A 20,152-nucleotide genomic window follows, 5' to 3' on the forward strand; every position below is an offset into this window, starting at 1 on the left:
CCTCACCCTCATGGATCAGGCCAAGCAGGATGTGCTCAGTGCCGATGTAGTTGTGGTTGAGCATCCGGGCCTCTTCCTGAGCCAGGACCACAACCCGCCGTGCTCGGTCGGTAAACCGCTCGAACATGATCATCACATCCTTCCGGGGGTCCACGCGTCCCGCCCAACACGGACGCAGAGCGCCACAGGCGGAGGTAATCGCGCTGAAATGGTTGCCGCGCTGAGTCGGAGCCTCTTGGCCCTCTACGGTCAGCGTGGGCGACCGGACAAGGCTCGGGCAGGCGCACTGCCCTACTCAATGCTACCCCGCCCCCGCGTCGCTTTTGATTCGCCAACGCGGCCGACCGGCCCGGGGTGACTGTCACGGGCGCGTCGCCACCCGGCGCGCCGGTCGATCATCACTCGACCAGTCCGGCTCGGCGCGTCTGACGCCGCGCCACGACCCAAACCAGTCGCCGACCATCCCGGCTCGGCGCGTCTGACGCCGCGCCGCGCCGCGACCCAGGCCGGTCGCGTGCCGGAAGACGACCGAGACCAGTCGTGCCGGGCACGGCGCGCAGCCCCGGCGGCGGTTATCATCGCGTCAGGGCAGCGCGCCTGCCCGAGCCCGGACGGCCCGCCCCACGCCGGCCGATACGGGCCAAGAGGCTCCGACTCAGCGCGGCGAGACGCAACGCGGGGATCCGACCGCTCCCGAATCCGAGCACCGGTTCCCGTCGTCGGCACTGTTCGCCTCGAACCGTCGGGAGCGTGGGCCCGTGGAGGACGGGATGGTCGACAACCAGCATCGCAAGCCGGCGCAGGGGCGGGCCCGCAAGCGCGCCATCCGCGCACAGGCCGCCCGCACCGGCGTGTCCTACCTGGTCGCCGCGCGCCAACTCGCCGGGGCGCTGCGCGCCGGCGGCGAGCCCGCCGGCGGGATGCCGGCCAGCCAGGGGCGCACCGTCTACCCGGCCGGCTCGGATAGCCACCGTCGGGGGTTGGTCGAGCACCGGCAGCGACGCAGCCTGGCCCAGCGGGTGCAGGACGCCCGGCTGGCCGCCGACCTGCCCGATGGGCGGGCCCGGCACCTGGCCGACCGGTTCCCGCCCAGCCGCGGCGAGGAGGGCACCGGCGCCGGGCCGCTCTATCACGGCGCCGGACGCTGTGCCGCACTCTCCTGCCTGTACCTGGTCCTCACCCACGAACGCCCCGATCTGGTGCCGTCGACCGGCGAACTGGCCTGGGAGGCCGAGCTGGGCGAGGAGACCGCCATCGACACGGCCTGCGCCGGGCTGGACCGCGCCGCCCGTCGGCTGCTGGACGGCGACCTGGCCGGCCTGTACCCGCGGATCAAGGCGGCCGCCTCGGCGCCGGTCGGCGCCCTCATCGGCCACTGCCCCGTCCGGGTACCGGGGCCGGACGCGTTCCGGGGCGCCCGGCAGATCCTGGACGCGGTGCTGGTCGTCGGCGAGGACGGGCACGCCCCCGGTACCCGGGTCCGGATCGTCGCCGGCCCGCACGCGGACGCGACCGGAACGATCATCGGGGCCCTGTGGGAGCCGACCGGCCCGCCCAGCCGCTACGAGGTCTGGCCGGACGGTTGGCCGTCGGCCGTGATCACGGCCCCGGACGAGCTGTGGGTGCTGTCCCGGGACGAGCCGCCCGCCCTGGCCTGACCGTCCGCCCCGGTTCCGCTGGGCCTCCCTTCGGCTAGGGGGTCAACACGATCTTGCCGATCCCCCGGCGCTCCTCCAGCCGCCGGTGCGCCGCCTCCGCCTCCGCCAGCGGCATCACCGAGTCCACCAGCGGGCGGAGCCGCCCGGCCGCCACCCGGTCGAGCACCTCCGCGTGCAGCGACCGGATCCGCTCCAGCTCGGTGCCCGCCCGCCCGCCGAAGCCGATCAGGCTCAGCCCGCGCGCAAGCAGATCGGTCGGCGCGATCTCCGGCGGCTTGGCGGCGAGCATGCCGTAGAACACGATCCGCCCGGAGGCCGGCGTCATCGCGCCGAGCAACTGGCCGGCCGTCGCGCCGCCGATCGACTCGAACACCACGTCGAGTTCGCCGCCGTCCAGCGCCTCCGGTACGCGGGCGGGCCAGTCCGGCACGCCGTGGTCGATCACCACGTCGGCGCCCAGCCGCCGGGCGTGCTCGCGCTTCTCCGGGGTACCGGCGGTGGCCACGATCCGACCAACGCCGTGCTCCCGGGCGAGCTGGAGCAGGTACCCGCCCACGGCACCAGCGGCCGCCTCGATCAGGATCGACTCCGACCCGTCCAGCCGGGCCGCGCGCAGCACCCCCAACGCCACGGCGGCCTGCAGCCCGACCGCCACCGCGTCGACGCTGCCGACTCCGTCGGGTACCGGCAGCGCGGCGGCGGCCGGCGCGGCCACGTACTCGGCGTAGGTGCCTGCGCCCGCGAGGAGCACCACCGCCCGCCGCCGCCCCAGCAGCGCCGGATCGACCCCGGCGCCGGTCTCGGTGACCACCCCGACCGCCTCGAATCCCACCCCGGCGGGCAACGACTCCGGGCGGGCCGGCAGGTATTTGCCGGCCCGCACCTCGGTGTCCGCGAAGTGGGTACCGATCGCCTCGGTACGCACCACCACCTCCCCCGGCCCCGCGGTCGGCACCGGTATCTCCTCCAGGACCAGGGCTTCCGGCCCACCCACCTCGTGCATGACGATCGCGCGCATGTCGCGCCCCCTCGCTAAGCTGACTGACGGTCCGGTTGACCGTACTATCCGGACCGTCAGTCCGTCTATCCCGATTCCTCGGCGCCTCGCGTGTGCGACGACCGGCGCCCCGCCCCGGGTACGGTGACCACGGTCGCGGCCCCACCGGTCCCGACCGGGAGCCCTCACCGGGAGGGACACCGCCCAGAGAGGGGACCGCCCAGGTGGTCGAGCGCGCCGACGCCGCCCGCAACCGCCGCGCCATCCTGCTCGCCGCCGAGCGACTGCTGGCCGAGCGCGGCGTGGAGCACGTGTCCCTGGACGAGGTGGCCGCCGCCGCGGGGGTGGGCAAGGGCACCGTGTTCCGCCGGTTCGGCAACCGCACGGGCCTCATGCGGGCCCTGGTCGAGCAGCGGACGATGGCGATGATCGAGGCGCTGTCCGACGGGCCGCCCCCGCTCGGGCCGGGCGCGCCCCCGCTCGAGCGGCTGATCGCCTTCCTGGACGCCGTGACGGAGCTGGCCACCGCGAACGTGGCGCTGATCGCCGCGTACGAACACGCGTTGACGAACGAGGAGCACGCCGAGCGCAGCCGGCAGTCCAGCCCCCTCTACCAGGCCTGGCACCGGCACGTCGCCGGCCTGATCGTCCAGGCCCGACCGGACCTGGACGGGGAGTTGCTCGCCCACATCCTGCTCGGCTCCCTGCACAGCGACCTGGTGCGCCACCTGCTCGCGCGCGGGGAGTCGGAGCGCCTGAACCGCACCCTCCGGTACCTGGCCAGCACCCTGCTGGCCGCTCCCGCGACCCGCACCGGCAGCGCCTGACCCTGCCGCTACCGACTCGCCGCCGCGACTCCGCCAGTCGCCCGGCGCGCCAGGTGTCCCGAACGGAAAATCGCGCAGCGTGCGGGCCACTTGGCCGTGCCAAAGTAAAGCGCGCCTTTCACGCGGTAATGTGAAAATCAGTCAGTTCGCTATGATTACGGCTGATTAGCCATTCGCGCCGCCCGGCGATGGGGCCCCCTCCCCCACGACCCGCGGGCTGCGCCGCAATCAGGCGCGAACCGGAGGGGGAGCCGTGCGGCGAGACGAGGCAGCGACCGTCGAGCCGCAGGACCCCGCCGCCAGCGAGACACCCTCCGAACACGGCCGACGCGGTGCGGTTGAGGCGCCGGGCGAACTCGGCCGGCGAGCCGCGGTCGAGGCGCCGGGCGAACTCGGCCGGCGCGGTGCGCTCAAGGCCGTCGCGCTCGTCCTCGCCGCGGTACCAGCCGTCGCCTGCCAGCCGGCCGGCCACGCCGGGGTCACGAACGCGGCCGGCCCGGACACCACGGCCGCCCCGCGCCGGCGCGCCCCGAGGACCACCGCCAGCCCCGCCGGTACGGGCCCGACGCCCCGACCGACCACCACGCCCGAGCCGAGCGGCCGGCCCGCCCCGCCGCCCGGGGGCGCGTCGCCAGGAGCCCTGTCGCCAGGGGCCCTGCCGCCCGAGGTGACCAACGGGCCGCGAGACCGGCCGAACGTCGCGCTGACATTCCACGGGCAGGGCGAGCCGGCACAGGTCACCGCCCTGCTGGACGAGCTGGAGCGGGGCGGTGCCCGGGTCACCGTGCTGGCCGTCGGCAGTTGGCTCGCGGACCAGCCGCAGTTGGCGAAGCGGATCCTCGACGGCGGGCACGAGCTGGGCAACCACACCCAGAATCACGAGGATCTGGCGAGCATGAGCGCCTCCGACGCGTTCGCCGAGATCAACGCCTGCGCCGCCGTGCTGCGGCGGCTGACCGGGTCCATCGGTACCTGGTTCCGCCCCTCGATGACCCAGTACTCCACCGCCACGATCCGAGCGCAGGCCACCCGCGTCGGGTACGCCACCTGCCTCTCCTACGACCTCGACTCCCTGGACAGCACGGACCCTCCGGCCCCGACCATCGTGGGCGCGGTGTCGGATTCGGTGCGCCAGGGCTCCATCGTCAGCATGCACTGCGGCCACGCCGGCACCGTTACCGCGATCCCGGCCATTCTCGACCGGCTCCACGGGCTGGGGCTGCGACCGGTCACCATGACGGAGTTGATGAGCGCATGAACCGCACCTCTCGCTATCTCAAGTTCGGGGCCGTCAGCATCGGCGTGAGCCTCGTCGTCGCGGCCGCCTGCACCAGCCACGACAAGGCCGCTGTTCGCGTGCCGGATCCCATGCCCAACATGCCGGCGATGCACTCCGTCCAGCCGGTGCAGACCGCCAACGCCGAGGCCGCCGGCGGCGCGCCGCTGCCCGGCATGCCGCCGGTACTGGACCCGGACGACCTGTACGCGGCGGATCGGCCGGGCGACCTGTCCGACGCCGTCAAGGGCGACCCGTACCGGATCTACGTACCCAACAACGGCAGCGACACGGTGTCGGTGATCGACCCGACCACGTACAAGGTGATCGACACCGTACCGGTGCCGCACAGCCCCGAACACGTGGTGCCGTCGTGGGACCTGCGCACCCTGTGGGTCAACAGCGACCAGGGCAACGCGGTGACCCCGATCGACCCGGCGACCGGCAGGTTCGCCGACCCGGTACCGGTCAACGACCCCTATAACCTCTATTTCACCCCGGACGGCAGGTACGCGGTGGTGATGGCCGAGGCGGCGCACCAGATCGTGTTCCGCGATCCGCACACCATGCAGACCATCAAGACCATCGACGTCACCTGCGACGGGGTCAACCACGCGGATTTCTCGGCGGACGGGCGCTACATGATCGCGAGCTGCGAGTTCTCCGGCGACCTGCTCAAGATAGACGTCGCGAACCAAAAGATCATCGCTCAGCAGCGGCTGCCCGGGCTCAACCCCATGCCGCAGGACGTGAAGGTCTCCCCCGACGGCAAGACCTGGTACATCGCGGACATGCAGTCCAGCGGGGTGTGGATCCTCGACGGGGACGCCTTCGGCAAGCCGACCTACCTGGCCACCGGGGACGGGGCGCACGGCCTGTACATCAGCCGGGACTCCAGCAGCATGTACGTCACCAATCGGGGCGAGGGCTCCATCTCGGTGCTGGATTTCGCGACCGGCAAGCTGACCGCCAAGTGGAAGATTCCCGGCGGCGGCAGCCCGGACATGGGCGGGCTGTCCCCCGACGGCAAGGTGCTGTGGCTGTCCGGCCGGTACAACTCGGAGGTATACGCGATCGACACCGGCGACGGACACCTCATCGCGAGGATCCCGGTCGGTACGCAACCGCACGGACTGTGCGTCTGGCCGCAGCCGGGCCGGTACTCGCTGGGCCACACCGGCATCCTGCGCTAGGCAGGACGCCGGCGCCGGATCAGCCGCCGAGCGCGGACTTGCCGAACAGCACCGAGTACCCGGACGGAAGCTGGCCGAGGACGTCCTTGACCTCGCCGCCGCTCACCCCGTCCGCCACCGTGGACAGCACGGCGCTGGCGTCCCACTGGGCGGTGCGCTCGGTGGCGCCGGTGACCTCGGCGATCCGGCGCAGGAACTCGTGCACGCTGAACGTCTCCGGGTCGCCCGCGTACGCGGTCAGAGTGTTGGCCGCCTGGTCTGGCAGCTGGGCCGCGAGATCCTCGGCCTCCTGCGCGGTGAGCCGGTCGGCGAGCACGCGCAGCACCACCTGGGTCGTCCACTCCGCCTCGTTCCGGTCGGCGTATTCACCGCGCTCCCGGACCTGGGCGAGAAACTGGTCGTATCGCATGTCTGCCCCCTGGGGTCGCGAGCGCCTAGATCGCGGGCCGCGGGTCGTCGGAGTCCGAATCCGGCTGCCCGCGCTCGCCACGGCTCATGCCGGACGCCGACGACTCCGGGACGAGTCCGCACGCTTCCAACAGCTCTTCCCTGGTCATCGGGTCGGTGTCCTCCATCGCCGCGGCCGCGCGGTTGCGGCTGGCGGTACCGTTCTTGCCCAGGCTCCTGTCCCTGCTCATGATTCCCCCTTGTCGGGATCGGCCGTGCCGCCGAGAACCGAGCGGCATCGCCGCACACCTCGGCCACCGCTCCTTATATCCATGTTCGACGCGGCGGGGTGAGGGCTCATCGCCTGTGCGAGGTGAACCGGAAGGGGCCGCCGGTTTCCGTGCCGGGGGATCAGTGCAGGGGATCAGTGCAGGCAGAACTCATTGCCCTCCGGGTCGGACATCACCACGCCGTACTGGTCCATGCCGGGCGGGGCGTTGACCCGGAGCCGGGTGGCGCCCGCCGCCACCAGGCGGTCCGCCTCAGCCTCCACCCGCGCCCGCCGGGTCGCCAGCGGCACCGACCGCCCGCCGCCGACGGCCAGGTCGAGGTGCAGACGGTTCTTCAGGGTCTTGCCCTCCGGCACCTGCTGGAAGTAGAGGCGCGGCCCGGCGCCGTCCGGGTCGACCACCGAGTCGCCGTCGTTCAGCTCCTCCTCGGGCACGCCGATGCTGCGCAGGAAGGCCGGCCAGTCGTCGAACCCGGCCGGCGGCGCTTCGGAGCGGTAATGCAGCGCCTCGGCCCAGAACCGGGCCAGTCGCGCGGGGTCGGCGCAGTCGAAGGTCACCTGTACCTGGATCGCCATGCGGGGATTCTGCCGGATCGCGGCGCACCCCGGCACCCCCTGCGACCGCCGCCGCGAGCCGGGTCGGCTCGCCGGTCGGAGAATCAGCGCTCGACGAGCAGCGAGGCGCCCTGACCCACGCCCACGCACAGGGTAGCCAGGCCGCGCCGGGCCTCGCCGCGCTCCATCCGGCCGAGCAGCGTGACCACCAGGCGCGCACCGGAGCAGCCCAGCGGGTGCCCGATCGCGATCGCGCCGCCGTCGGCGTTGACCCGGTCCTCGTCCAGCTTCAACCGCCGGATCACGGCCAGGCTCTGCGCGGCGAACGCCTCGTTCAGCTCCACCGCGTCCAGGTCCGCCGCCTGCCAGCCGGCGCGGGCCAGCGCCTTCTCGGTGGCGGGTACCGGGCCCAGGCCCATCAGGTTGGGTGCCACACCGGCGCTGGCCGAGGCGACCACCCGGGCCCGGGCGCGCAGCCCGTACCGTTGCACGGCCCGCTCGCTGGCCACCAGGATGGCGGCGGCGCCGTCGGACAGCGGCGAGGACGAGCCGGCCGTGACCACGCCGCCGGCCCGGAACACCGCCCGCAGCTTGGCCAGCTTCTCCAGGGTCGTGTCGCGCCGGGGCCCCTCGTCCACGGCGACCGCGCCGTCCTTAACCGGTACCGGCACGATCTCGGCCGCGAACCGGCCGGCGTCGATGGCCGCGACGGCCCGCTGGTGGCTGCGCAGCGCGAAGGCGTCCGAGTCGGCCCGGGTGATCCCGTCGAGCGCGGCCACCTCCTCGGCCGTCTCGCCCATGGACAGGGTCAGCTTCGTCGTCTCCGGGCCGGCGCCGGCCGGCACGGCGGCGTCGGCCGCGGCGAAGCGCGGGTTGGTGAAGCGCCAGCCCAACGACGTGTCGTGCACCTCGCCCGGGCGCGCCCACGGGGTACCCGGCTTGGCCATCACCCAGGGCGCCCGGGTCATCGACTCGACCCCGCCGGCGATCACCAGGTCGGCCTCGCCGGAGCGGACCATCTGCGCGGCGGTGGCGACCGCGGTCAACCCGCTGGCGCACAGCCGGTTCACGGTGAAGCCGGGCACGGTCTCGGGCAGCCCGGCCAGCAGCACGGACATCCGGGCCACGTTCCGGTTGTCCTCACCGGCCTGGTTCGCGGCGCCGAGGATCACCTCGTCGACCGCGTCCGCCGGCGCGCCGCTGCGGCGTAGCACCTCGCCGACGACGAGGGCGGCCAGGTCATCCGGCCGTACCGTGGACAGTGCACCGCCGTACCGGCCCTGCGGAGTGCGGACGCCGTCGACCAGGAACGCTTCGGACATGTCGGGACTCCAGGATGTGCGGTCTGCGGCCGGCACCGCCGGCTGTGAGACCGAGGCTACTGGAGGAAATCGCCGGTTTGAATGTGAGAAGTGCGTCGTTGACCAGCCGGAGGCGGGCTCGATAGGGTTGTTCGATATACGGATTAGTGTTCGTCTAGCGAACACTGTGCCGCCGTGCGGTAGCTCGACCGCCGCCACGCGGTAGCTCGACCGGAAGCGGAGGGACCATGGCCCGAATCACCTCGCTCCCCGAGGCGGTCTCCGAGGTTGTTCAGGACGGTGACACCGTCGCGTTCGAGGGCTTCACTCATCTGATCCCGTTCGCCGCCGGGCACGAAGTGATCCGCCAGGGCCGGCGGGGGCTGACCCTGGTGCGGATGACCCCCGACCTGATCTACGACCAGCTGATCGGCGCCGGCTGCGCTAGCCGCCTGGTCTTCTCCTGGGGCGGCAACCCCGGAGTCGGCTCGCTGCACCGCTTCCGCGACGCGGTCTCCCACGACTGGCCCGCCCCGCTCGAGCTGGAGGAGCACAGCCACGCGGGCATGGCCAACCGGTACGTGGCCGGGGCGTCCGGGCTGCCGTTCGCGGTGTTGCGCGGGTACGTCGGCACCGACCTGCCCGGCCAGACCTCCAATATCGCGCCGATCACCTGCCCGTTCACCGGAGAGGTGCTGACCGCCGTGCCGGCCCTGAAGCTCGACTCGGCGGTGATCCACGCTCAGCGCGCCGATCGCCACGGCAACGTGCAGCTCTGGGGGATCACCGGGGTGCAGAAGGAGGCCGTGCTGTGCGCCACGCGGTCGCTGGTGACCGTGGAAGAGATCGTCGACGAGCTGGACCCGCGACCGGGCGCCATGGTGCTGCCGAGCTGGGCGATCGGCTACGTCGCCGAGGCGCCCGGCGGCGCCCACCCGTCGTACGCGCAGGGATACTCGGTGCGGGACAACGACTATTACCGGGCCTGGGACGCGATCGGCCGGGACCGCGAGGAGTTCAACCGATGGCTCGACAGCACGATCTTCAACCGCTCACCGGGCGACCCGGGGCCGAACCCGGAACGGGGCGGGGCGGATCAGCAGAACGGGGCGGATCGGCCGAGCGGGGCAGATCAGCAGAACGGGGCGCGGGCATGACCGGGACGGAGGCCGGGGTGGACGCCCAGCCGTGGACGCCCGACGAGATGATGACCGTCGCGGCGTCCCGGGCGCTGCGCGACGGCGTCGTGTGCTTCGTCGGCATCGGCCTGCCCAGCACCGCGGCCAACCTGGCCCGCCGCACTCACGCCCCCGACCTGGTGCTCGTATACGAGTCGGGAACCCTCGGCGCCAAGCCGGATCGGCTGCCGCTGTCCATCGGGGACGGCATCCTCGCGGACACCGCGGACGCGGTGATCAGCGTTCCGGAGGTGTTCAACTACTGGCTCCAGCCCGGCCGCGTCGACGTCGGCTTCCTCGGCGCCGCGCAGCTGGACAAGTACGGCAACGTGAACACCACGATGATCGGCGACGACTACCGCCGGCCGAAGGTCCGGCTGCCCGGCGCCGGTGGGGCACCGGAGATCGCCGCGTCCTGCCGCGAGGTCATCGTCGTGGTACGGCAGTCCACCCGCGCCTTTGTCGAGCGGGTCGACTTCGTCACGTCGGTCGGCTTCGGGCGCGGCAAGGGCGACCGGGAGCGCCTCGGCCTGCGCGGCGCCGGCCCGCGCACGGTCATCACCGACCTCGGCGTGCTCGAGCCGGACCCCGAGACCTGCGAGCTGACCCTCACCGCCGTGCACCCCGGCGTCGGCCTCGACGAGGTGCGCGCGCGCACCGGCTGGCCGCTGCGGGTCGCCGAATCGTTGCGACAGACCGATCCGCCCACGCCGACCGAGCTGGCCGCGCTGCGCCGGCTGAGGCAGCAGACCGAACAGCAGGAGTAGAACCCGAGCAGCAGGAGTAGACATGCCAGACGTGACCGACCTGCGCCTACCCTTCTACCCGACGGACCACGGCTCCCATCCGGAGCCGGGCTTCGAGGGGTACGGATCGACCCGGCTGCGCACCCCGCACCGGCCGCTGCGGGTGCTGCCCCAGGGACTTACCGAGATCACCGGCCCGGTGTTCGGCCACGACCGGGTCGCCGAGGCCGACGCCGACCTGACCCGCCAGCACGCCGGAGCGCCGCTGGGCGAGCGCATGATCCTGCATGGCCGGATCCTGGACGGCACCGGCCGGCCGGTGCCCGACACGCTGGTGGAGCTGTGGCAGGCCAACGCGTCGGGCCGCTACCGCCACGACGGCGACCAGCACGACGCGCCGCTGGACCCGAACTTCGACGGCGGCGGCCGGTGCGTCACCGACAGCGAGGGCAACTACAAGTTCATCACCATCAAGCCGGGCGCGTACCCGTGGCGCAACCACAGCAACGCCTGGCGCCCGGCCCACATCCACTTCTCGCTGTTCGGCCGGGCGTTCACCCAGCGGCTGGTGACCCAGATGTACTTCCCCGGCGATCCCCTGTTCGGCCAGGACCCGATCTTCAACTCGGTCCGCGACGAGGCCGCCCGGCAGCGCATGATCTGCGACTTCGACCTGGACAGCACGGTACCCGAGTGGGCACTCGGCTACCGGTTCGACATCGTGCTGCGCGGCCCGAGGGCTAGCGTGTTCGAAGACGAGGAGCACTGATGGGTACGCCGCAACCGACCACCCCGTCCCAGACCGTCGGGCCGTTCTTCGCGCTGCCGGGCGCGCTGCCGTGGAGCGACGGCCCACTCGTGGTGCCCGAGGGCACGCCGGGCGCGATCCGGATCAGTGGCAGGGTGTTCGACGGTGCCGGCGAACCGGTGCCGGACGCCCTCATCGAGACCTGGCAGGCCGACCCCGACGGCCGGTTCGCCCACCCCGACGATCCGCGCGGCCAGTCCAGCGCGCCGGCCACCGGGCACAACGGCTCGGCCGCGAACGGCTCGCCCGCCAACGGATCGGCGCCCACCGGCTCGGCGGCCGGTCGCGACGCCGACGCGTCGACCGGCGGGCTGGGCGCGGCGGGCTGGGCGCTGGGGCACGGACTCGGCTTCCGTGGCCTGGGCCGGTGCCCCACCGACCCGCGGGGCCGGTACTCGATCCTGACCCTCAAGCCCGGCCCGGTACCCGCGCCCGGCGGCGGCACGCAGGCGCCACACCTCGACGTGACGGTGCTCGCCCGGGGCATGCTCCAGCGCCTGGTCACCAGGATCTACTTCCCGGACGAGGCGGCGGCCAACGACGCCGACCCGGTGCTGTCCTCGATCGAGGAGCCGGAGGTGCGGGCCGGCCTGGTGGCCGTCGCCGAGGACGGCGGGCTGCGCTTCGACATCCACCTCCAGGGCGCCGATGAGACCGCCTTTTTCGACCTCTGAGCCATCCGAGCCCACCGGGCCTTCCGGTCCCGCGCGTGAGGCCGGGACGGCCGGTCCCGCGCGTGAGGCCGGGACGGCCGGTCCCGCGCGTGAGGCCGGGACGGCCGGGCCCGCACAGCAGGCCGGTGCGCCCGGTCCCGCACAGCAGGCCGGGACGGCCGGACGGGGCGGGCGCCCCGAGCCGCCGACCGGGCGGTTCGAGCGGACCGGCGGCAGCGTGTTCGATCCGCTGTTCGGCACGCCCGAGGTCGACCGCGAGTTGGACGGCCGGGCGTGGGTGCGGGCGATGCTCGACTTCGAACGGGCGCTGGCCCGGGCACAGTCCCGGGCCGGCCTCGTACCGCCCGGTGCCGCCGACGCCATCGCCGAGGCGACCGCGGTGCTGCGCCCGGATCCGGCCGACCTCGGCCGGCGTGCGCGGGCCAGCGGCACCCCGGTCGTACCGCTGCTCGGCGACCTCGGTCGCGTGCTGCCCGCCGAGGCGGCGCCGTACCTGCACCTCGGCGCGACCAGCCAGGACGTGCTGGATACCGCCGCGGTACTGGTCACCAAGCGTTGCCTGGGGCAGATCCTGGCCGACCTGAACGGCGTGGCGGAGCACTGCGCCCGGCTGGCCGCCGAGCACCGGGACACCCTGATGGCCGGGCGCACCCTGGGGCAGCACGCGCTGCCCATCACGTTCGGGCTGACCTGCGCCGGTTGGCTGGTCGCGGTCGGCGAGGGCATCGCCGCGCTGGAGCGGGTGCGGGAGCACCGGCTGGCCGTCCAGTTCGGTGGCGCCGCCGGCACCCTGGCCGCGCTGGGCGCGGACGGGCCCCGGGTACTGGGGCTGCTGGCCGCCGAGCTGGGGCTGGCCGAGCCGGTGCTGCCCTGGCACACCGACCGCACCCGGATCGCCGAGCTGGCCGGCGCCCTCGGTGCCGCGTCCGGCGTGCTGGCCACCATCGCGCTGGACCTCACGCTGCTCGCGCAGACCGAGCTCGGCGAAATCGCCGAGGCCACCGGCGGGGCCTCGTCGGCCATGCCGCACAAGCAGAATCCGGTACGCAGCGTGCTGGTCACCGCCGCCACCCGGCGGGTACCGGGGCTGGTGGCCACGCTGCTGTCCGGGATGGCACAGGAGCACCAGCGCGCCGCCGGCGCTTGGCACGCCGAGTGGCAACCGCTGTCCGAACTGCTCGGCCTGGTCGGCGGCGCCACGGCCGGCACCGCCGACGTGCTGTCCGGGCTGCGGGTGGACGCGCGGCGGATGCGCCAGAACCTCGACGCGACCCGGGGGCTGCCAATGGCCGAGCGCGTGGCCGGGTTGCTGGCCCCGGCGCTGGGCCGCGACGCCGCGCACGAACTGGTGTCGCGGGTGTGCCGCGACGCGGTGGCCACCGACCGGTCGCTGGGCCAGGCGCTGCACGACGATCCTGAGGTGCGGGCGCACCTGAGCCCGGAGCAGATCGACGAGTCGGTGCGGCCCGGCGGGTATCTGGGCTCGACGTCGGCGTTCATCGACCGCGCGCTCGCCGCGCACGCGAATCGGGGAGGCGGACGGTGAGCGTGGCACTGCGCTACCGGTTGACCGGCCGGGCGCACGGTCCGGTGCTGGTACTGGGCAACTCGCTGGGCACCACCGGGATGCTGTGGCAGGCCCAGCTGCCGGCGTTCGAGGAGCACTTCCGGGTGCTGCGCTACGAGCACCGGGGGCACGGTGACTCACCCGCGCCGGCCGGACCGTACAGAATGGACGATCTGGGTGGCGACGTCCCTGCTGGACCGCCTGGGCCTGGACCGGTTCTCGTACTGCGGGGTGTCCCTGGGCGGCATGGTCGGCATGTGGCTGGCCGCCCAGGCACCGTCCAGAGTAGACAGACTGGCGCTGTGTTGCACCTCGGCCCGGTTCGACTCCCCCGACCCGTGGCGGCAGCGCGCCGACCGGGTCCGGCGCGAGGGCTCCGGCGCCATCGCCGCGCAGCTGGTCGCGCGCTGGTTCACCCCACCGTTCGTGGCCGGGAACCCGGACGCGGTGCGCGACTTCGAGGACACCCTCGCCGGCTGTACCGACGAGGGGTACGCGGCCTGCTGCGAGGCGATCGCGGCCATGGACCTGCGGCCGGTGCTGCCCACCGTGACCGCGCCGACCGCGGTCATCGCGGGCGCGATGGACCCGGCCACGCCACCGTCGCACGGAAAGGTCATCGCCGACGCCATCCCCGGCGCGCGGCTGCACGTGGTGCCCGACGCCGCGCACCTGGCCAACGTCGAACGCCCCGGGCCGGTCACCGCCATCCTGATCGAACACCTTGTCGCGAAAGGGATTCCGGACAATGTCCTATGAGGACGGTATGGCGGTGCGCCGCGAGGTGCTCGGCTCGGCGCACGTGGACCGGGCGGTGGCCGGGACCAACGAGTTCAACGCCGACTTCCAGGACTTCATCACCCGGTACGCCTGGGGCGAGATCTGGACTCGGCCGGGCCTGGACCGGCGGGCGCGCAGCTGCGTCACGCTGGCCATGCTGGCCACCCTGCACCACGACGAGGAGCTGGCCATGCACGTGCGGGCGGCGCTGAACAACGGGCTGACCCGCGACGAGATCAAGGAGGTGCTGCTGCAGGTCGCCGTGTACGCCGGAGTGCCGGCGGCGAACCGCGCGTTCGCCGTGGCCACGCGCACCTTCGCCGCCATCGACCAGCCGCTGGACCCGCCGTCCGGACCGACCCGGCCGCCGACGATTGTCGATCCCGGGGTGTAAGCATCGACAGCATTGGGTACCTCCCTGGTCATTGAGGCGGATCGACAGGGGAGGACCAGGTGCGGAACCTACTCGCCCGGCGGCATGACGACACCGAGTCGGCCGCCGAGGACGCCACGACTCGTGAATCAGTGATCAATCCTCGGGCGGCCGACGACCAGACGACCACCCACCGCATACCCACCAGGCACCGGGCGACCGCGACCGTGACCGAGCCCGCCAGCGACACCACCGTCGAGGTGGAACGGCCGCGCTGGGCGCACGTCAGCGCGATGGCCACGCTCAGCCTGATCATCGGCGTGGTGGCGGTGGCCGCCGCGCTCACCGGGCTGATGGCCGCCGAGGCCATCGTGCTCGGCGTGATCGGTGGCGCGATCGCCGCGGGCGGCCTGGTCGGCGCGAGCCGTCGCGGCGTTACGGGACACAGCCTGGCGCTGCTCGGCCTCATCGCGAGCCTCGGCGCCATCCTGCTCGGCGTGCTGGCGATCGGCAGCGACCTGTCCTGGTTGGACAGCAAGACCGACGAGGTCGGCCGGCTGCACAGCTGGCTGCTCACCCAGCTGCCCTGGCTCAAGCACTGGTAGCCCAGCGAGTGGTCCAGATCGGAGGGGTCGGCCCGCGCCGGCCCCTCCGGTCGTTCGCAGGCCCTCCGGTCGTTCGCAGGCCCTCCGGTCGTTCGCAGGCTATGAAACCCCGAAGGTGATCAGCACAGCGCTCGCGTCGTCGTGGCGCTTGACCCGCACGTGCCCGCTCTCGGCCCGCTCGGCCTCCCGCACCCGTTCGATCACGTGTACCGGACCGTGCCCGGCCAGCGCGTCGAGCAGCTCCGGCCAGCCGTACAGGTCGTAGGTGTCCACGGCCCGGGACGCGCCGTCGGTCAACAGGCAGGCCCGGCGCACCGCGTCCCGGCCGGTCAGCGGCAGGACCCCGGTCACCGCGTGCCCCGCCGCGGCCGGGTCGGTGGAGGCGATCCAGTACCCGCCGGGCCGATTGGTGTACCGCAGCTTCGCGGCGGTGCGCTCCCGTACCGCCCGGGCGTACTCCGAGCTGTCCTTCGGCATGTCCTCCGGGATGGGGTCGGGCAGCAGCCGGCCGACCTCCTGCACCCGCTGGTCGTCGACCACCTCGACCCGCCCGGCGTCGCCGTGCACCTGGTAGACCAGCGGGCTGTCGCCCAGCACCAGGTACTCCAGCCGGTCGGCGCCGTACTTGGCCAGGCACACCGTGCTGGCCGGGGTACCCGGATGGGTGAGGTCGCACCGGTCCCCGTGCGCCTGGCGCACCCCGTCGATCGCGGTGGCCAGCAGCCGGTCCAGGGGCGCCGCCGGATCGGCGGCGTGCGCCCGGATCAGCCGGCCGGACAGCATCCGGGCATACCACGCTGGGCCGTGCACGCAGCCGGTCTCCATCCCGTCCAGCACGGTCACTCCGTCGAGCACGCCGACCAGCCCCGGTACGGCGAACGCGCAGTCCTCGTTCGCCGTGGCACCCGGTACCGGCTCGGACGCCAGCCGTACCTCTATCACGAAGCGACCCCTCCCGGGCAGTCGTCGCGGCCCGGATCGGACCGCGTGTGCGTCACCGCGGCGACGATGGCTTGTTTCCTGAAAGCCATTCAATAAGCTGCGGGAATGCAGCGTACCGATTTCCACGCAATGCCCTGCTCCATCGCCCGTACCCTTGCGGTCGTCGGCGAAGCGTGGACCCCCTTGATCCTGCGTGATGTCGTGTTCGGGCTGACCAAGTTCGACGAGATCCAGCGTGACCTTGGGGTCGCCACGAACGTGCTGACCGACCGGCTCACCACCCTGGTCGAGCACGAACTGCTGTCCCGCGAGCCGTACCAGCACCGGCCGTTGCGCTACCGGTACGAGTTGACGCCCAAGGGCGCCGACCTGCTGCCCGTGTTGCTGTCCCTGATGCGGTGGGGTGACCGCTGGACGGCCGAGGCGGACGGCCCACCGGTGACCATCGTGCACCGCCGCTGCGGCCAGCCGACCGAGCCGCTGATGGTGTGCTCGGCCTGCAAGGGCCCGGTGCACGCGGGCGAGGTGGCGGCCCGCGGCGGACCCGGCGGGCGCCGGGGGCCGGGGGCCTACCTGCTGCCGGGCTGGCTGGCCGCGCCGGGCCGGCCGGACGCCCGGGACTCCGCGCCACCGCCCCGGGTGACCTCGGTCGGCCGCTACCCGAGCGAGCAGGGCGCGACCGCCGGCAGCTCCGCCGGCCACTAGTGCCAGCTCCGGGCCGGGTCCGCAGCCGCGGGCCCGGCCCGTCGAGACTGCGGCCGATTGGGACTACGGCCGACCGGACCAGGGCTTGAACTGCGGCCCCGGAGAGAACTACGGCCGCCGGCAGGGCGGGTCGGGGTCGGGCCGGTCGGGTCTCAGACCCAGGCGGCGGGGTCGGCGGCCAGGTCGCGGACCCGGTCGGGCAGGTCGGCGTTGGCCACGTCGGCGATCTTGACCAGGTCCAGGATCTCCCGCTCGCTGGCCCGCAGCGCGATCCAGACCTCCTGCAGGGCCTGGGCCGCACCCTGGTAGCCCAGCGACTCGGGCCGGTGTCCGCGTACGTTGGCCAGCGGCCCGTCGATCACCCGGATCACGTCCGCCAGCGAGATCTCGGTGGCCGGGCGGGCCAGCCAGTATCCGCCCTCGGGGCCGCGCTGGGCATTGACCACGCCACCGCGGCGCAGTTGCAGCAGGATGCTCTCCAGGAACTTGGGCGGAATGGCCTGCGCGTGGGCCAGTTGCTCGGCGGTCACCGGCCGAGCGTCGTCGCCCGACGACGAGGCCAGCTCGACGACGGCACGAAGGGCATAATCCACCCGGGCGGAGAGTCGCACTCGACAATTATGTAACCGGCCTCGCGACGCCCCCCACCCGGCCGCTGGGGGCCCGCCCCGGGAACGGCCAAAACCGGGCAAACCCGGCCGGTTCAGCCGACCCGCCGGAGCAGCCCCTCCTGCACCGCGCTGGCGATGTGCCGGCCGTCCACCGTGAACAGCTGCCCGGTGGCCAGGCCCCGGCCGCCCGACGCCGACGGGCTGGAGCAGTCGTACAGGAACCACTCGTCCGCGCGGAACGAGCGGTGGAACCACAGCGCGTGGTCGAGGCTGGCGCCGACCAGGCCGCCCGGGCCCCAGACCTCGCCGTGCTGGTTGAGTACCGCGTCCAGCAGGGTCAGGTCCGAGGCATAGGTCAGCGCGCAGGCGTGCAGCAGGGGATCGTCCGGCAGCTTGCCATCGATGCGCATCCAGACCTGCTGGCGGGCGGCGACCGGCCGATCCCCCGGCCGTACCCAGCCCGGCTCGCCCACGTACCGGACGTCGATCGGGCGCGGGATCATCGACCAGATGCCGAGCCGCTCCGGGTACCGCGCCAGCCGCTCCGCCATCGTCGGCACCTCGTCCGGCGGCGGCACGTCCGGCGGCGCCGACACGTGGTGATCCAGCCCGGCCTCGGTCACCTGGAACGAGGCGGACATGAAGAAGATCGTCTTGCCGTGCTGCCGGGCGACCGACCGCCGTACCGAGAAGGAACGCCCGTCGCGGATGTTCTCCACTTGAAAGGTGATGGGGACCGCCGGGTCGCCGGGCCGCACGAAGTACCCGTGGAGCGAGTGCACCCGCCGGGTCGGTTCGACCGTACGCCCGGCCGCGACCAGCGCCTGGCCGGCAACCTGACCGCCGAAGACCCGCTGCAGCGCGGAGCCCACCTCGGGGCTGTTGCCGAGGAACTCGTCCTCGCCCAGTTTCTCCAGATCCAGGATCCGCAGCAGCCCGTCGACTGCGACCTGGCCGGTCTGGGCCATCGGGTGTGCCCCGAGGCCCGACCCGGCCAGGTCGCGATCGTCAGTCACCGCGATCGTCCGTCACGAACCGTGCCGGCCGGACGCCTGCGACGGGCCGTCGGTCAGCGAGCCGAGCTGGTGCACCCGCAGCGTGTTGGTGGTGCCCGGGGTGCCGGCCGGAGTACCGGCGACGATCACCACGTAGTCGCCCGGCTGAGCGGTCTTGATCTCCAGCAGGGTCCGGTCGACCTGCCGGAACATGTCGTCGGTGTGGTGCACGTACGGCACGAGCACGCTCTCCACGCCCCACGACATGGCCAGCTGGCTGCGCACCTCCGGCTCCGGAGTCAGCGCCACCAGCGGGAGCTGGCAGTGCAGCCGGGCCAGCCGCCGGACCGTGTCACCGGTCTGCGAGAAGGCCACCAGCGCCTTGGCGCCGATCGAGGTGGCGATGGTCGAGGCGCCGTTGGTCAGCGCGCCGCCCCGGGTACGCGGGTCGTGCTGCAGGCGGGGTACGGCGATGGAGCCGGCCTCGGTGGTCTCGATGATGCGGGCCATGGTGGAGACCGTCAGCACCGGATACCTGCCGACGCTGGTCTCGCCGGAGAGCATCACCGCGTCCGCGCCGTCGAGCACCGCGTTGGCGACGTCGGAGGCCTCGGCGCGGGTCGGGCGGGAGTTTTCGATCATGGAGTCGAGCATCTGCGTCGCCACGATCACCGGCTTGGCCAGCTCGCGCCCGAGCTGGACGCAGCGCTTCTGCACCAGCGGCACCTGGTCCAGCGCCATCTCCACGCCGAGGTCGCCGCGCGCCACCATGATCGCGTCGAACGCGTCGACGATCTGCTCCAGCGCGGAGACCGCCTCCGGCTTTTCGATCTTGGCGATCACCGGCCGGCGAATCCCGACCTCGTCCATGATCTCGTGAACCTGCTTGATGTCGTCGGGCGAGCGCACGAACGACAGCGCGATCAGGTCGGCGCCCAGCCGCAGCGCGAAGCGCAGGTCCTCGGCGTCCTTGTCCGACAGCGCAGGAACGCTGACCGCCACGTTGGGCAGGGAGACGCCCTTGTGGTTGGAGACCATCCCGCCCTCGATCACCAGGCACTGGATGTCCGTGCCGCCGGTGACGGTCTTGACCTCGATCGCCACCTTGCCGTCGTCGATCAGCAGGCGGTCGCCCGGCTTCACCTCGGTGGGCAGCTTGCGGTACGTGCAGGAGACCCGATCCCGGGTGCCGATGATGTCCTCGCTGGTGATCACCACCGTGTCACCGGTGCGCCACTCGACCGGGCCGTCCTCGAACAGCCCGAGGCGAATCTTCGGACCCTGCAGGTCGGCCAGCACGCCCACCGCCCGACCGGTCGCCTCGGCGGCCTCGCGGACTCGCTGGTACACCTGCGCGTGGTCATCGTGTGTGCCGTGGCTGAAGTTCAGCCGGGCCACGTCCATGCCTGCGTCGACCAGGCCACGAATGCGTTCGGGGCTGGTGGTCGCGGGGCCGAGGGTACATACGATCTTCGCGCGGCGTGTCACGCCCATGAGGCTAATGCCTTCCGTTCACGGCCCGGTCCACCGACCCAGTGTTACCGGGAAATCCAAAATGAACAATTGATGGTGCTTACGCAACGGCATCGGTTGCAACGTCAGCGGCGTTGGTGGCGGCATCCTGCATGGTACGACCCGTTCCTGGCCGCCGTCGGCGCACCCGGCCGTGCCAGCGCGCCCCCGGC

The 20,152-nt window shown here is 73.0% G+C and carries 23 protein-coding genes; 13 read left to right on the forward strand and 10 right to left on the reverse strand.

The window, feature by feature from the left end:
• A partial coding sequence (locus ABEA87_RS32805; RefSeq protein ID WP_146605600.1) for a Clp protease N-terminal domain-containing protein occupies positions 1 to 127 on the reverse strand: 127 nt, incomplete at its 3' end.
• A gap of 631 nt (positions 128 to 758) precedes the next feature.
• Between ABEA87_RS32805 and ABEA87_RS32810 the strand changes: the two genes are divergently transcribed.
• Positions 759 to 1,658: a hypothetical protein gene (locus ABEA87_RS32810; protein ID WP_345636269.1), complete on the forward strand. Its 900-nt coding sequence runs from the start codon at positions 759 to 761 to the stop codon at positions 1,656 to 1,658.
• Positions 1,659 to 1,692: 34 nt separating this feature from the next.
• Here the strand turns inward: ABEA87_RS32810 and ABEA87_RS32815 are convergent, their stop codons facing one another.
• On the reverse strand, positions 1,693 to 2,676 hold the full coding sequence (locus ABEA87_RS32815; protein ID WP_345636271.1) for a quinone oxidoreductase family protein: 984 nt from the start codon (positions 2,674 to 2,676) through the stop codon (positions 1,693 to 1,695).
• 203 nt (positions 2,677 to 2,879) lie between these two features.
• Between ABEA87_RS32815 and ABEA87_RS32820 the strand changes: the two genes are divergently transcribed.
• From ABEA87_RS32820 to ABEA87_RS32830, 3 genes are all read left to right on the forward strand, one after another.
• Positions 2,880 to 3,482, forward strand: coding sequence for a TetR/AcrR family transcriptional regulator (locus tag ABEA87_RS32820; protein ID WP_345636273.1), 603 nt, complete (start codon positions 2,880 to 2,882; stop codon positions 3,480 to 3,482).
• A gap of 253 nt (positions 3,483 to 3,735) precedes the next feature.
• Positions 3,736 to 4,740 carry a polysaccharide deacetylase family protein gene (locus tag ABEA87_RS32825; RefSeq protein WP_345636275.1) on the forward strand — a complete coding sequence of 335 codons (1,005 nt, stop codon included), beginning with the start codon at positions 3,736 to 3,738 and terminating at the stop codon, positions 4,738 to 4,740.
• Positions 4,737 to 5,951, forward strand: coding sequence for a YVTN family beta-propeller repeat protein (locus ABEA87_RS32830; protein ID WP_345636277.1), 1,215 nt, complete (start codon positions 4,737 to 4,739; stop codon positions 5,949 to 5,951). The genes ABEA87_RS32825 and ABEA87_RS32830 overlap by 4 nt, the downstream gene beginning before the upstream one ends.
• 19 nt (positions 5,952 to 5,970) lie before the next feature.
• Here the strand turns inward: ABEA87_RS32830 and ABEA87_RS32835 are convergent, their stop codons facing one another.
• From ABEA87_RS32835 to ABEA87_RS32850, 4 genes are all read right to left on the reverse strand, one after another.
• Positions 5,971 to 6,360 (reverse strand): DUF2267 domain-containing protein, encoded by a 390-nt coding sequence (locus tag ABEA87_RS32835; RefSeq protein WP_345636279.1) that lies wholly within the window; start codon positions 6,358 to 6,360, stop codon positions 5,971 to 5,973.
• Between the two features lie 25 nt (positions 6,361 to 6,385).
• A complete protein-coding gene (locus ABEA87_RS32840; RefSeq protein WP_345636280.1) occupies positions 6,386 to 6,589 on the reverse strand; it encodes a hypothetical protein in 204 nt (67 codons plus the stop codon).
• 173 nt (positions 6,590 to 6,762) lie between these two features.
• Positions 6,763 to 7,203 carry a VOC family protein gene (locus tag ABEA87_RS32845; protein WP_345636281.1) on the reverse strand — a complete coding sequence of 147 codons (441 nt, stop codon included), beginning with the start codon at positions 7,201 to 7,203 and terminating at the stop codon, positions 6,763 to 6,765.
• An 83-nt stretch (positions 7,204 to 7,286) separates the two neighbouring features.
• Positions 7,287 to 8,504: a thiolase family protein gene (locus tag ABEA87_RS32850; protein WP_345636283.1), complete on the reverse strand. Its 1,218-nt coding sequence runs from the start codon at positions 8,502 to 8,504 to the stop codon at positions 7,287 to 7,289.
• A gap of 227 nt (positions 8,505 to 8,731) precedes the next feature.
• Here ABEA87_RS32850 and ABEA87_RS32855 point away from each other — a divergent pair, with 227 nt between their 5' ends.
• The 8 genes from ABEA87_RS32855 (at position 8,732) to ABEA87_RS32890 (ending at position 15,214) form a co-directional block, all read left to right on the forward strand.
• On the forward strand, positions 8,732 to 9,640 hold the full coding sequence (locus ABEA87_RS32855) for a CoA transferase subunit A (RefSeq protein ID WP_345636284.1): 909 nt from the start codon (positions 8,732 to 8,734) through the stop codon (positions 9,638 to 9,640).
• The gene (locus ABEA87_RS32860; protein ID WP_345636285.1) at positions 9,637 to 10,428 is read left to right on the forward strand and encodes a CoA-transferase subunit beta; all 792 of its coding nucleotides are present in this window, start codon (positions 9,637 to 9,639) and stop codon (positions 10,426 to 10,428) included. The genes ABEA87_RS32855 and ABEA87_RS32860 overlap by 4 nt, the downstream gene beginning before the upstream one ends.
• Positions 10,429 to 10,450: 22 nt before the next feature.
• Positions 10,451 to 11,176 (forward strand): protocatechuate 3,4-dioxygenase subunit beta, encoded by a 726-nt coding sequence (gene pcaH, locus ABEA87_RS32865; protein WP_345636286.1) that lies wholly within the window; start codon positions 10,451 to 10,453, stop codon positions 11,174 to 11,176.
• Complete coding sequence (locus ABEA87_RS32870; protein WP_345636287.1) at positions 11,176 to 11,889, forward strand: dioxygenase family protein; 714 nt, start codon at positions 11,176 to 11,178, stop codon at positions 11,887 to 11,889. The genes pcaH and ABEA87_RS32870 overlap by 1 nt, the downstream gene beginning before the upstream one ends.
• Positions 11,890 to 12,106: 217 nt before the next feature.
• The gene (pcaB, locus tag ABEA87_RS32875; RefSeq protein ID WP_345636289.1) at positions 12,107 to 13,435 is read left to right on the forward strand and encodes a 3-carboxy-cis,cis-muconate cycloisomerase; all 1,329 of its coding nucleotides are present in this window, start codon (positions 12,107 to 12,109) and stop codon (positions 13,433 to 13,435) included.
• Positions 13,436 to 13,633: 198 nt separating this feature from the next.
• Positions 13,634 to 14,215: an alpha/beta fold hydrolase gene (locus tag ABEA87_RS32880; RefSeq protein WP_345636291.1), complete on the forward strand. Its 582-nt coding sequence runs from the start codon at positions 13,634 to 13,636 to the stop codon at positions 14,213 to 14,215.
• The gene (gene pcaC / locus ABEA87_RS32885; protein ID WP_345636293.1) at positions 14,205 to 14,630 is read left to right on the forward strand and encodes a 4-carboxymuconolactone decarboxylase; all 426 of its coding nucleotides are present in this window, start codon (positions 14,205 to 14,207) and stop codon (positions 14,628 to 14,630) included. Before ABEA87_RS32880 ends, pcaC begins: the two co-directional genes overlap by 11 nt.
• Before the next feature lie 59 nt (positions 14,631 to 14,689).
• Positions 14,690 to 15,214, forward strand: coding sequence for a hypothetical protein (locus ABEA87_RS32890; protein WP_345636295.1), 525 nt, complete (start codon positions 14,690 to 14,692; stop codon positions 15,212 to 15,214).
• 99 nt (positions 15,215 to 15,313) lie between these two features.
• Here the strand turns inward: ABEA87_RS32890 and ABEA87_RS32895 are convergent, their stop codons facing one another.
• Positions 15,314 to 16,156 carry a hypothetical protein gene (locus ABEA87_RS32895; protein ID WP_345636297.1) on the reverse strand — a complete coding sequence of 281 codons (843 nt, stop codon included), beginning with the start codon at positions 16,154 to 16,156 and terminating at the stop codon, positions 15,314 to 15,316.
• 105 nt (positions 16,157 to 16,261) lie between these two features.
• Between ABEA87_RS32895 and ABEA87_RS32900 the strand changes: the two genes are divergently transcribed.
• A complete protein-coding gene (locus ABEA87_RS32900) occupies positions 16,262 to 16,861 on the forward strand; it encodes a winged helix-turn-helix transcriptional regulator (RefSeq protein ID WP_345636299.1) in 600 nt (199 codons plus the stop codon).
• A gap of 152 nt (positions 16,862 to 17,013) precedes the next feature.
• Here ABEA87_RS32900 and ABEA87_RS32905 read toward each other — a convergent pair whose 3' ends face one another.
• The 3 genes from ABEA87_RS32905 to pyk all read right to left on the reverse strand — a co-directional run bounded on the left by ABEA87_RS32905 (position 17,014) and on the right by pyk (position 19,961).
• The gene (locus ABEA87_RS32905; RefSeq protein ID WP_345636301.1) at positions 17,014 to 17,472 is read right to left on the reverse strand and encodes an RrF2 family transcriptional regulator; all 459 of its coding nucleotides are present in this window, start codon (positions 17,470 to 17,472) and stop codon (positions 17,014 to 17,016) included.
• Between the two features lie 92 nt (positions 17,473 to 17,564).
• The gene (locus tag ABEA87_RS32910; protein ID WP_345636440.1) at positions 17,565 to 18,440 is read right to left on the reverse strand and encodes an acyl-CoA thioesterase; all 876 of its coding nucleotides are present in this window, start codon (positions 18,438 to 18,440) and stop codon (positions 17,565 to 17,567) included.
• A 60-nt stretch (positions 18,441 to 18,500) separates the two neighbouring features.
• Positions 18,501 to 19,961 carry a pyruvate kinase gene (gene pyk, locus ABEA87_RS32915; RefSeq protein WP_345636303.1) on the reverse strand — a complete coding sequence of 487 codons (1,461 nt, stop codon included), beginning with the start codon at positions 19,959 to 19,961 and terminating at the stop codon, positions 18,501 to 18,503.
• Between the last annotated feature and the right edge of the window lie 191 nt (positions 19,962 to 20,152).

It is taken from the genome of Rugosimonospora acidiphila (genome assembly GCF_039543385.1).
GTDB classification, from domain to species: Bacteria; Actinomycetota; Actinomycetes; order Mycobacteriales; family Micromonosporaceae; genus Rugosimonospora; species Rugosimonospora acidiphila.

Bases quoted from the DNA above. Each gene is read 5' to 3' on its own strand.
- ABEA87_RS32815 (WP_345636271.1), bottom strand. From the start codon at position 2,676: ATGCGCGCGATCGTCATGCACGAGGTGGGTGGGCCGGAAGCCCTGGTC.
- ABEA87_RS32830 (WP_345636277.1), top strand. From the start codon at position 4,737: ATGAACCGCACCTCTCGCTATCTCAAGTTCGGGGCCGTCAGCATCGGC.
- ABEA87_RS32835 (WP_345636279.1), bottom strand. From the start codon at position 6,360: ATGCGATACGACCAGTTTCTCGCCCAGGTCCGGGAGCGCGGTGAATAC.
- ABEA87_RS32840 (WP_345636280.1), bottom strand. From the start codon at position 6,589: ATGAGCAGGGACAGGAGCCTGGGCAAGAACGGTACCGCCAGCCGCAAC.
- ABEA87_RS32845 (WP_345636281.1), bottom strand. From the start codon at position 7,203: ATGGCGATCCAGGTACAGGTGACCTTCGACTGCGCCGACCCCGCGCGA.
- ABEA87_RS32850 (WP_345636283.1), bottom strand. From the start codon at position 8,504: ATGTCCGAAGCGTTCCTGGTCGACGGCGTCCGCACTCCGCAGGGCCGG.
- ABEA87_RS32855 (WP_345636284.1), top strand. From the start codon at position 8,732: ATGGCCCGAATCACCTCGCTCCCCGAGGCGGTCTCCGAGGTTGTTCAG.
- ABEA87_RS32860 (WP_345636285.1), top strand. From the start codon at position 9,637: ATGACCGGGACGGAGGCCGGGGTGGACGCCCAGCCGTGGACGCCCGAC.
- pcaH (WP_345636286.1), top strand. From the start codon at position 10,451: ATGCCAGACGTGACCGACCTGCGCCTACCCTTCTACCCGACGGACCAC.
- ABEA87_RS32870 (WP_345636287.1), top strand. From the start codon at position 11,176: ATGGGTACGCCGCAACCGACCACCCCGTCCCAGACCGTCGGGCCGTTC.
- pcaC (WP_345636293.1), top strand. From the start codon at position 14,205: ATGTCCTATGAGGACGGTATGGCGGTGCGCCGCGAGGTGCTCGGCTCG.
- ABEA87_RS32900 (WP_345636299.1), top strand. From the start codon at position 16,262: ATGCAGCGTACCGATTTCCACGCAATGCCCTGCTCCATCGCCCGTACC.
- ABEA87_RS32910 (WP_345636440.1), bottom strand. From the start codon at position 18,440: ATGGCCCAGACCGGCCAGGTCGCAGTCGACGGGCTGCTGCGGATCCTG.
- pyk (WP_345636303.1), bottom strand. From the start codon at position 19,961: ATGGGCGTGACACGCCGCGCGAAGATCGTATGTACCCTCGGCCCCGCG.